The following is a 10716-nucleotide window of genomic DNA, read 5'->3' on the forward strand; positions in this document are numbered from 1 at the left end:
TTTTTACTTTGCAACAGAACCATGCCTTCTATAAAAGGCAAAGATGATAATTTCTCTGTTACTATTTGAATAACATTACCTACCATATAAACATCCTCCTTTATTCGTTAGATATTTTTATTTCTTCTCCATCTGGTAAAATAAATGCCTGCACAAACTTGACACCTAGCACATCAGCAATGGCCTTCAACTCATCCAAGGTTACTGTTTCTCGTTGTAATTTTTTATTGAAATTCTGTGGAGTCTGGCCAATACGTCTAGCAAGTTCGGAAACACTTATATTCATTTGCTCACACAGTTCTTTAATCATTTCTGCCGTAGTCATACAGCACCTCCAAGTTTACGCTAAGAATATTGTAAACCATTTGATTGATAAACACAATAGTTATTAAAATATTATTATAATCAGCAAGCAAAAGAAAACCCACAACTCTACTGTAGAGTCATGGGCTATTTACTTTGGGTTTTTATATTTCCATTTCGATGCCAGATTTGAAGACTATGACGAAGTGGTCTTCATACACTGTAACGCTCTGGATTATCTTCCTTACAAGCTTATCATCATATTCTAAGGTGCGGAATTTGTTTTTGCGGATAAATTCAGGCTCTATAATTTATAGAACTGATGAATCATTTTTTGATTCATCAGTTCTATTTTAGTTTATTTAAGTAGAAAAGCATGTCGTCTATCTAGTAAAATTAAAGTACCAACCAAAATCTTAAATAGAAAGGACGACATGTCATGACTAATCATATCAAAAAAATGTTGCGAATTAAAGAAAGATTTAAATTTAACTTGTGTTGAAGAAGGAAAATACAAAGGTGTGAACACATTAATTATCACTGGTACCTACTCACCTAAGCTTACGGCCTGTAAGTATTGTCAGTCTCATGCGAACGATGCAGATGAAAAGAAAACCATTGTAAAAAATGGGAAAAAAGAAGTGACAATTCGTTTGGAATCATATCAAAATATTCCAACTATTTTAAAGCTAAAAAAACAACGATATTTTTGTAAAAACTGCCATCAACATTGGACAACTCAATGTTCTATCGTTGAAGAAAATTGTTTTATTAGTCGATTCATGACATTTAGAATACTAGAATTATTAACTCAAAAAATATCAATGACCGTTATCGCTAAGATATGTCATGTATCACTCACAACCGTTATAAGGGTCCTTAAATCTGTTGAAAAACATTTACCTGAAACGCTTAAACCACGCTCTTTTCCAAAAGTTCTAATGGTTGATGAATTCAGATCTCATGCCACCTATGAAGATAAAATGAGTTTTATTTGTGCCAATGGTGAAACCGGTGAACTGGTTGATGTTCTTCCTAGTCGTAGACTTGATAAACTAATGAATTACTTCAATCGTTCTCCCAAGGAGAAACGAGAACAGGTAAAATTTCTAGTGACAGATATGAATGCGGCTTATTTTCAGTTAACTAAAAAAATCTTTCCTTGTGCAGCTTTAGTCATTGATAGGTTTCATATCGTTAAACACTTAAACCAAGCTTTTAATGACTTTAGAGTCAGGGAAATGAAAGCATTAATAAAGAATCACCAGCGTTCTGAAGCCAATAAGCTAAAAGTAAATTGGAAATACCTATTAAAGAATCAAATGACTGTTTCTAGTTCAGAATATAAAAATTGGAGAAGCTTTCCTTCACCTAAGTTTCCCCCTCTAACAGAATCAATGATGATTGATCGTCTTTTATCATTTTCTACAGACTTAAAAGAAGCCTATGGCGTGTTTCAATTATTAACCTATCACTTTAGAAATAAAGATCCAGACTCATTTTTTGATTTATTAAAGAACTTACCGACTACCTTAGATCCACTATTTAAACAGAAGATTGAAAATCTGATTAATTATGAAGAAGGGATTCGTAATGCTTAACGTATAAGTATTCTAACGGAAAAATAGAAGCTAAAAATACTCATATTAAGATATTAAAAAGAGTATCTTATGGCTTCAAATCTTTTAGTAATATGAAGATAAGAATTTTTATGATAAACGACCTTGTCACAATTGAATAACTAAAAAAAGATGATGAATTTGAGAAAATTCTCAAATTCATCATCTTCAATATTTGTCTCATCAGTCCGATTTGACAAAGAGCCCGTTTTTTTATGTTTTCCTTACTTACTTAAAACAGTCACACATTCAATATGGATTGAGAGGACAGAATGAATGTCATTTGTGTATGTCCGTTCTCGGAAACATATCCACGACACTTTTTGCACTATCGGTAGACGGGAACATATCCATAGGCTTCGCTGTTTTTTGAAAAACTGAGGTATGCTGTTAATTTTCAGTACCCAATACTGTGAATAACGTTACTCTCCTATTCACTAATGTAATTCAACAATCTTTCTAAAATGTCATGTGTAACTTTTAAGTTGTATTGTTCAATAAGGTGACTTTGCAAATCCATAACTAATAGCAAAGAATTTTTATAGGCTTCAAATAATTCTACCTTATCTAATCGAGCAGTGGTCTTTGCAAATTTTTTATAATTTTCAAGGCTAATTTCTTTTTCAAGGTTTTTACTCATGTTTAGCCAATTATCAGCATTTTTTTCTGCCATACGTATAAGTTGTAGTGTATTTTTTTGAAGTTGTGATAAGAGTTCTAATGAACGAGCATATTCTCCTCTTTTTAGAACGTTGATTCCCATCAACCATAGATTAGAGAAATTACACAACAAAAAATTAGCATTTTCTTCAGTAAGTCTATTTGGTCTTGCACCACTTATCTCTGATAAATAATTTTCTAATTGCCCTGTTTCATCGTAAATAAGCATAGCCTTCGTATCAGGAATATAACCTGAATCTTTAAACGAGGGGATTATGTTCATATCTTTTTCAGAAAGGAAATGAAATTCCCCACGTATAAGATTATCAAAAATAACTACCTCTGTTCCGTACTCATTTTTATAAAGCATCAAGTACGGAGCTACGTCAAACAACCAGTTGGATGAATCAAAGTTCGAGGTTATACTATCTTTCAAAAATATATAGAACTCTATATCAGAGTATTGGTCACCTTCTCCTTTGGTAAACGATCCATACATCATACAAGCTGTAATTCGTTCATCTGACTCAGTAAGATTCTTAACGTTTGCAATTAATTCTTTTTGTTTTAACATTTCTTCACCCTTTCATGTAAATATCTTTTAGTTATTGTGGCAACTCAAAATCTCTACAAACCTAAATTAATATTTTTCGTACAAATGTTATTGCAAAAAGCATCATCATGCTCCACAAACAATAGTGTAGGACAATATTCCAAAATCATTTTTTCAATTTGGATACGTGAAAAAATATCAATATAGTTCAATGGCTCATCCCATATATACAAATGTGCACTTTCACAAAGGCTTTTAGCAATTAGTACTTTCTTTTTCTGACCAGCACTAAAATCCACCATGTTCTTATCAAACTGCTCTCTATTAAAATCCAGTTTACGAAGAATCGTTTTAAATAGAGTTTCATCGATCTTATTATTATAGGCAAATTCAGATAGATTACCTTTTAAATATGAAGTATCTTGCGAAATATAAGAAATTTTTAGTCCACTTGCTAGCATAAAATTTCCGGTAAATTTAATATCATCTCCATTAATCAATTTTAGGATACTAGACTTACCACTCCCATTTTTTCCGATAATGGCAACTCTATCACCAATATTGACTCTGAAATTAAGATTACTGCATACTTCTTTATCTCCATAAGACAATGATAAATCATTCGCTTCTATTAAGCACTCTTTGTGAAATTCAAGTGGTGAAATTTTTAAGTCATCATATTGTTCAATGTTGTGGAGCAGTTCTGATTTTTGTAAAACGGCTTCCTGATGTCTTGACTCAATATTTTTGGCACGTTTCATCGCTTTTGCAGCCTTATGTCCAACATAACCCTTATCCAGTTTTGAACCAGAATTTGTTGTTCCATATTTACTTTTTTCTACTTTATTTGACCAGTTTGAACTACGTTTTGCTGCATAAGACAACCTTCCTATTTCTTTAAGGAGTTTCTTGTTTTCTGCCAGTTCAAAATTATCTTGTAACGTTTTGTTCTCCCACCAAGAAGTAAAATTTCCCTTTTGGATTTCGATATTCGTTTTATTGATAGATAGTATATGGTCAACACATTGATCAAGTAAGCTTCTATCATGAGATACCAAAATAAACCCCTTCTTGCGTTTCAAATAGTTTTGCACTACATTACGTGCATCGATGTCAAGATGGTTTGTAGGTTCATCAATAAGCAGGAAACAACTCGCTGTAAGGAATAAAGCTGCAAGAAGGACCTTCGTTTGCTCACCATTTGACAATGTATTAAACGGACGATATAAAGCATCTTCTTGAACATCAAGCAATGATATTTCACGAAAAATCTCCCAATCCATACATTCCGTACAAATACTCTTCATTACTTCAATTGTATATAGACTCTTATCTTCCACATCATAAGGAAAATACTCAAACTTAACTGTAGAACTTATATTGCCGGAATACGCATATTTGCCAAGCAGTAAATTTAAGAAAGTAGTTTTACCGCGTCCGTTTCTTCCAATAAAACCGAGTTTCCAATCTGTATCTATCTGAAAACTTACATTTTCAAAAATATTGTCATAACTTCCTTCATATGAAAAAGTTAGATTTGAAACATTTATTAAGGACATATATTTCTTCCTCCTTTACATTATAAAAATTTTATAAGCAAAGTCGGTTTTCGGCATTAATTACTCTATAATGTTATCCAACTCTGCAAGGATTTTGTCATGAATGACATAGTATCATTGTCTATCACGTTTATCTTCCTTTCTTTTACAAATATTAAAAGCCGCAAGAAAGTAAATTCTTACGGCTCAAAAACAAATACTATTATTACCTTTTGTTATACATAACATAAGGTTACTGTAATGTATTATTGAGTGTAGAATACTTAACTTTCTTGCAATTTGCATAACAAAACAAACGGTTCTATAGCCGTTTCTTTAAATATCTTATTATGCATCATATAATTAGCAAGAAAAGTTATACATTCTTCCACCTCCAAGTCGTTTTATTATATCATATTATCTTTAAAAATCCAATATAATTCTTCTGTTCTCTTTCTAAAGATTACCCTTCTACATCAATCTCGACTCCTGATTTGAATTCAACGGCGAACTTATCATGAAATACCGTAACTTTTTCTATAAGCCTCCTTACTAACTGCTCATCATATTCCTCTAACTCACAGGATTGTTCATTAAAGAAATCAGTCATTTCAGCGATTCGTTGCCTTTTTCCTTCACGCTCTGCATTTTCAACAAGTGCATTTTGCTTCAATTCTCGAAGGTGGTAGATTTCATCAGCCACATCTTCATAGTCATTCTTGGATTTTGCTTGGATAAGAAGCTGTTGTTGTAATTCTTCCAATTTGCTATCAATATCATTGGTGGCATTATCATTTTCTTCATTAAGTATAGTAGCTATGTTTTTCTGCAACGCCTGGAGGAAGGGTTCTTTGTTAGCCAAAAGTTCGTTAATAGCCTTGACCACTGCTGTCTGCAATGTTTCCTCGTTTATGGTAGGGGCAGTACATTCAGATCCTTTTTCCTCCAAACGGCTGACGCATCTCCAAACAATAGACTTGTAACCTCGGTTATTCCAGTGTACCCGGCGGTAAATATCACCGCACTGGCGAGCAAACTGCAACTGCAACTATGCAGGCACTTAATCTTAAAAGAACTACTTTCTATAAACTGGTGAAGGAAGTGATTGTATGATGACGATGTGTCCACGATGTTTAGAGCTATACAGTGAAATTTGGTCGAAGCCTTGTTGTAAATGCGCCGATAAGACCATTCCTGTTGATATTGAACTCATCAATGTCGTTCAGATGCTGCTCACTAGAGGCTTCGATGTATCTTATGCCACTTGTTACCCAGATAAAGAACAAGGTGAGATCGAAGCTATGGAAATTGAGATTCACTTTAGGGAATTGTATCCGCAGGCTCTCTTTGATGGTCTCCCACCTGACTGGATTGTAATTGACGAATACCCAGTTCTTGGCGGTAAGGTTCTTGATGAACCTGTTGATATCCTTACATGTGCAATCGAATATCGATTTGAAGAGAGCATCCATATTCAAAAGGATATCGCTATAAGCAATCTGGAAACATGGCTCGAAGAGAAAGACCCGCAATCTTGTAGGGCTATCCTTACATTGGCCGGCTTCTGAAAAAGTAAGACCCTCTCAACAGTAATGATCTGCTGAAAGGGTACTTTACTTTAATCTATGACCTTGAAGTGCCTTAATGCGTCTTTAATAGCTTCTACTTTATATTCTGGTGCTGGTTTATATGGGCGTTTTAGTTCTTCAACTGCGTTTGGTGCGTCGTACATCGGCAGGCCTAAGTTTCTTTTGACCTCTGCAATGTTTGCAGTGTGAACTTTGAAGCCGTACTTTTCTTCGATATACTCCTGAATAAGCCTGTAGGTGATACGATCTGGCTGGATTTTTCGGTCGTCTGCGTACTCCATTTTTACACTGATAAAATCGTCTGCACTTTTGTGGGACAATAAAACACACGTCTCAACGTGGCTCTAGTTGATGGCATTGATGTCTTAAGCTGATTTTTAACCCTTTCGTTCGCGGGAACGTATCAACGGTATTTTGATTATTTTTTAAGAAACTGATATATGGGGGAACATATCGAAGCAATCAATAATGCACATTAACAACTAGTCTTTGTTATATTTAAACTATTCGAAAAGGTAATTGGATATTAAGGGAAGACTCTATAGACTTTTTCATATGATTAACGAGTTCAGCCACCTCAGATTCCATTCCTTCCCACTTGTCAACACACTCTCCTAAATAAGCCTCTCTCGCTTTGTTGAGTAAAGTAGCATGCTCATCGGGTAATTGAGGTATCGCCCATTCAGCTGCCAGATCTTTTGAGCGAATTTCACCAGTAGATGCTGTCAGCCACATTCTGGCTAAAGTTAAAATCACATTGCGTTCGTCACCGTTAATGCTAGCTATCAACCCGGGCAACGATTCTTTAATTGCTTTTCGAATATCTGTCATTGGCACAGGCTCAATTACTTCTGTTGCCTTTGGTCCCAAAAGGTTAATACTATTTTTTCTTAGTTGTGCTAAAAGTATTGCTAAATCCGGATCATAAGTCGACTCAGGAATTTCTCCCTTTTCAAACTGCTCTCTTAGCCACTCGCCATACATAAATTCATATTTGGGGGGGAAATGCCAAGGGACAATATCCTTTTGATTTATGACCGTAACTTCAAGAGGCCTCATATCTTTTATGTTTCCTATTTTCCCAGATATAAGCATTAACCTATTTGTAAGATTCCTTCGAGTTTTTTCAGATAAACTTTGATTTGTTATTACCAAAATATCTACATCGCTATTCATACGTAAACCACCCATTACTGCCGAACCATACAAATACACCCCAATTAACATATTATCAAGTAGTTCCGCTATAGTTTTTAATGCTTGAATTGCTTCTTTCGGAATTTTTTTGTTACTTAAATCTATACTCAACTTCGATCTCCTTTCGTCTGAAAACTGTTTTTTAACGCCTCTTAAAATTTATAAAAAAAGAGTAAACATCTTTCGTTGTATTGTAAATTAACGCCATCCAAAATTTTGATTCAAGATTTTCTTTCGGTTTATTATATGTTTGAGCCAATATAAGCTACAAAACTGCTGTCTATCCATTTTTGAGTAACCTCATTTATATCAATCCCAATAGTAGCCAACCCAATAATGCTGCAATCCAATTTCTCTAACAAAGCTATTAAAGCCTTCATTTGAGAACCTGTCTCTATCCAATCATCTACAATCAAAACTCTTTTGTTCCTCACAATAGAACTCTTAGATATTTCAAAGCTTTTATCTTGACCTGAATAGTCGGTAAAATGTGTCGAAATAATCTCTTCTTTTGCGTATGGCAGCTTATCACCTTTTCTTACTCCAATAAACCCCACTCCAAGTTCTTTGGCTATGGCAGTGCCTAGTATCCATCCAATTGCTTCTGGGGCAGCCACATAATCTACTTTATTTTGAAAATCCAATGATAGTACTTTTACAATTTTATCAAAAACGGTTTTATGTGTAAAAATAGTTAGTAAATCATATTTTCCAATTGAGTTACGAGGTAATATACCTCTAATTTCATTTATAACATCAGTACTTTCCATACATTTACACCCCTTGCTTATGGTTAATAATCTTTGCTAATCTTTAAAAATAGTCATTTTCAACATATTTTTTATACATGTCCTCGGTATATCTTGTTATGTTCTTACCATACTCTGGATAATCAAACCCCAGTAGTTCTGCTACCTCTTTGGACACTTCCCTGAACAATTGGTGGCATATAAATAATGACTTCCAAATATTTTCATAGGAATCCATGCGATATGTAGATAATAATCTATTCCATAGATCTTCATCAATGTATTTGTTAATATACTTATAATTTTTCCCAACACTTAATGAAAATTCTGTCTTTATCCCAACCTTCCACGACATCATCCTAAGTAGTTCAAACCGTAGAATCTGGTTCAGATGATCGATTGCAAACAGTATCTCTTTGCGGCACAATCCTTTAATAACATAAGGTGTTACATTCCAAAATTCATTGCAGCAATCATCATACTCCCTTGCGCTTGGCTTTCTTACATGATAATCTATATCAGTCGGAACTATGTCCCTTTTAATTCTACAATCTTTATCAATTAGAACCTTTATTAATTTATCGCCCTTTAGGTAATTATCTAACTCTTCCAAGGGCAATAAGGTAAGATCAATTTTATTGTAATCATCAAATAGCATAAGATAGGAAAATCCCTTTTCTTCAGGTGGGAATAATTCCATATCCTCCGGCTTTTGCATCATTATTATATTCCCAAATTGATTAAGCCAGTCATCATTAGATATAAACGGTTCTATATCACTTACAAAATATGTAATATCATAATCCTGAAATTCATCTTTAGGTATATTAATATTTGCGCGTGACCCCTCAAGGGTCACAATTCGAATACGTTCATCCTGTTCTGCTAAAGAAAGTACTAAATCCATCATTTCTTTTTCTGATCTCATTTACATACTCCTCGTTTATTTTTTCTATATTATTACATCTTCTTTTTTGCCGATACAATCAGCATCATTGGGCGTCGCATTTCATCCGCCATCCCCGGAATATCCATCATGTTCTCTGGCGGCTGTGGCTCCACAATCTGATTTATTATAAAACTATTTGAAAGCAGTGTATTTAGATATGTGGTCAGTGTTCTATGATATTTTGTAACCTTTTCTTCCAAAAACATAGCTGTCCGTTTGCCCTCATAATAATAATTGTCCACCGGGAAATGCAGTATTTCTCCTTTTTCGTTATAATACCAGTCTTGTGTTCCATGAGCAGTAAAAACAGGATGTTCAACTGTAAAAACTAAATTGCCACCAGCCTTCAGCATCCTATATATCTTTTTTATTAAATTCTCATAGTCTGCTACATAATGAAACGCAAGCGAACTTAGTATTACATCAAAGCTCTCCTCTGGGAAATCCACATCTTCTATGGCACAGCATTCATATTCAATCTGTGGAAAATGGGTTTTTCCTTTTGCTACTTCGAGCATTTTATGAGAAATATCAACACCTACTACAGAGGAAGCACCGTTTTCCATCGCATATATACAGTGCCATCCATAGCCGCATCCTAAATCAAGCACACGCTTACCCTTAAAATCAGGTAGCATCTTTTTCAAAGTCTCCCATTCTCCCGCACCAGCCAGTCCTTTCTGCGAGCGACTCATTTGACTGTATTTTTGAAAAAATATATTATCATCATATTTGTTTTCTTTCATCTGAACTCTCCTCGTTTAAAAAGTTATTTATCTCCGATACAATTTCATTCACTTCTTTATAAAGTTTCTCGGTCATATCGTAGCATTCAAAAAGTGAGATACCGAGTACTTCAAAAATATGATTTACCTTCTCGGTATATTTTTCAGGTTTATGTTCAAAAGTTTCAAGCAGTTTTATAGCTTTCTTTTCGTTGATACAATAAGCATTATTACATGCAAATAGTACTTGATTTAAGCATGAAATAATACGAAAAACATGGCCTGCAATATAATATTTATCCTCTACCCCCGCATTTGCTTTTACAAACATTAAAGAGAATTCAGCTTCAAATATAAAAAAGTTCATCAAGCTTTTCTTTAGAGCAGTAGGGTAAATTTCTGCCTGCTTTTTTAATTCGCATAAGCTTTCGTTCTTAGCATATAGTATTTTACTAATCGCTAATTCTCCACGATACATTGCACTTATATAACCATGGGGATGCCCGGTCTGATAATTGGCAGTAACAATTCCTTGCTCCGTATCTTTGATTATTTGTTCTACCCGTTTTATATCACGTAAAATCAAGTCAACATGATACCCATTTATAAATAACCATCCGCCGCCATTAATCCAATCACCCCACGCTCCGGGAGGCACAACAAGGTTGTTTCTATTTTTATCATCCAATTCTGTAGCAATTTGATTAATCGCTGTCAGGTCAAATGAGTCTGAATTGTAATAGATTCCGATATCTATATCAGAATTTTCTGTATGGGTGCCTCTTGCACGTGAGCCCCCTAATACGATGCCTTCGGTTCTGTTGCAAAGTTGAA

11 protein-coding genes and 1 pseudogene are annotated in these 10716 nt (G+C 34.3%); 2 read left to right on the plus strand and 10 right to left on the minus strand.

What is annotated here, in order from left to right:
* Positions 1 to 100: 100 nt before the first annotated feature.
* The gene (locus tag KA814_RS13235) at positions 101 to 325 is read right to left on the minus strand and encodes a helix-turn-helix domain-containing protein (protein ID WP_000205227.1); all 225 of its coding nucleotides are present in this window, start codon (positions 323 to 325) and stop codon (positions 101 to 103) included.
* A gap of 417 nt (positions 326 to 742) precedes the next feature.
* Here KA814_RS13235 and KA814_RS13245 point away from each other — a divergent pair.
* A pseudogene (locus KA814_RS13245) lies at positions 743 to 2044 on the plus strand (ISL3 family transposase).
* A gap of 308 nt (positions 2045 to 2352) precedes the next feature.
* On the opposite strand, the gene lnu(B) reads toward KA814_RS13245, so the two are convergent.
* From lnu(B) to KA814_RS13260, 3 genes are all read right to left on the minus strand, one after another.
* Positions 2353 to 3156: a lincosamide nucleotidyltransferase Lnu(B) gene (lnu(B), locus tag KA814_RS13250; RefSeq protein ID WP_002294514.1), complete on the minus strand. Its 804-nt coding sequence runs from the start codon at positions 3154 to 3156 to the stop codon at positions 2353 to 2355.
* Positions 3157 to 3209: 53 nt separating this feature from the next.
* Complete coding sequence (gene lsa(E), locus KA814_RS13255; RefSeq protein ID WP_002294513.1) at positions 3210 to 4694, minus strand: ABC-F type ribosomal protection protein Lsa(E); 1485 nt, start codon at positions 4692 to 4694, stop codon at positions 3210 to 3212.
* Positions 4695 to 5136: 442 nt separating this feature from the next.
* The gene (locus KA814_RS13260) at positions 5137 to 5721 is read right to left on the minus strand and encodes a recombinase zinc beta ribbon domain-containing protein (protein ID WP_002294511.1); all 585 of its coding nucleotides are present in this window, start codon (positions 5719 to 5721) and stop codon (positions 5137 to 5139) included.
* 61 nt (positions 5722 to 5782) lie between these two features.
* On the opposite strand from KA814_RS13260, the gene KA814_RS13265 reads away from it, so the two are divergent.
* Positions 5783 to 6241, plus strand: a complete 459-nt coding sequence (locus tag KA814_RS13265; RefSeq protein ID WP_002325145.1) for a hypothetical protein — start codon at positions 5783 to 5785, stop codon at positions 6239 to 6241.
* 50 nt (positions 6242 to 6291) lie between these two features.
* On the opposite strand, the gene KA814_RS13270 is transcribed toward KA814_RS13265, so the two are convergent.
* The 6 genes from KA814_RS13270 to KA814_RS13295 all read right to left on the minus strand — a co-directional run bounded on the left by KA814_RS13270 (position 6292) and on the right by KA814_RS13295 (position 10690).
* The gene (locus KA814_RS13270) at positions 6292 to 6582 is read right to left on the minus strand and encodes a hypothetical protein (RefSeq protein ID WP_010733534.1); all 291 of its coding nucleotides are present in this window, start codon (positions 6580 to 6582) and stop codon (positions 6292 to 6294) included.
* A 178-nt stretch (positions 6583 to 6760) separates the two neighbouring features.
* On the minus strand, positions 6761 to 7570 hold the full coding sequence (locus KA814_RS13275; RefSeq protein ID WP_002294509.1) for an ANT(9) family aminoglycoside nucleotidyltransferase Spw: 810 nt from the start codon (positions 7568 to 7570) through the stop codon (positions 6761 to 6763).
* A 131-nt stretch (positions 7571 to 7701) separates the two neighbouring features.
* Positions 7702 to 8229 carry a phosphoribosyltransferase family protein gene (locus KA814_RS13280; RefSeq protein ID WP_002294507.1) on the minus strand — a complete coding sequence of 176 codons (528 nt, stop codon included), beginning with the start codon at positions 8227 to 8229 and terminating at the stop codon, positions 7702 to 7704.
* Between the two features lie 43 nt (positions 8230 to 8272).
* Entirely contained in the window at positions 8273 to 9136 is an 864-nt protein-coding gene (locus KA814_RS13285) for an aminoglycoside nucleotidyltransferase ANT(6)-Ia (RefSeq protein ID WP_002294505.1), read from the minus strand.
* Between the two features lie 32 nt (positions 9137 to 9168).
* Entirely contained in the window at positions 9169 to 9903 is a 735-nt protein-coding gene (locus KA814_RS13290; RefSeq protein WP_000662263.1) for a class I SAM-dependent methyltransferase, read from the minus strand.
* The gene (locus KA814_RS13295) at positions 9884 to 10690 is read right to left on the minus strand and encodes a nucleotidyltransferase domain-containing protein (protein ID WP_225417023.1); all 807 of its coding nucleotides are present in this window, start codon (positions 10688 to 10690) and stop codon (positions 9884 to 9886) included. Before KA814_RS13295 ends, KA814_RS13290 begins: the two co-directional genes overlap by 20 nt.
* Positions 10691 to 10716: the final 26 nt, after the last annotated feature.

Origin of the sequence: Staphylococcus sp. GDY8P196P (assembly GCF_017891705.1) — a bacterium.
Classification (GTDB): domain Bacteria; phylum Bacillota; class Bacilli; order Staphylococcales; family Staphylococcaceae; genus Staphylococcus; species Staphylococcus ureilyticus.

Coding starts and splice junctions, on each gene's coding strand:
- KA814_RS13265 (WP_002325145.1), top strand. CDS start 5,783: ATGATGACGATGTGTCCACGATGTTTAGAGCTATACAGTGAAATTTGG.
- KA814_RS13290 (WP_000662263.1), bottom strand. CDS start 9,903: ATGAAAGAAAACAAATATGATGATAATATATTTTTTCAAAAATACAGT.
- KA814_RS13285 (WP_002294505.1), bottom strand. CDS start 9,136: ATGAGATCAGAAAAAGAAATGATGGATTTAGTACTTTCTTTAGCAGAA.
- KA814_RS13235 (WP_000205227.1), bottom strand. CDS start 325: ATGACTACGGCAGAAATGATTAAAGAACTGTGTGAGCAAATGAATATA.
- KA814_RS13280 (WP_002294507.1), bottom strand. CDS start 8,229: ATGGAAAGTACTGATGTTATAAATGAAATTAGAGGTATATTACCTCGT.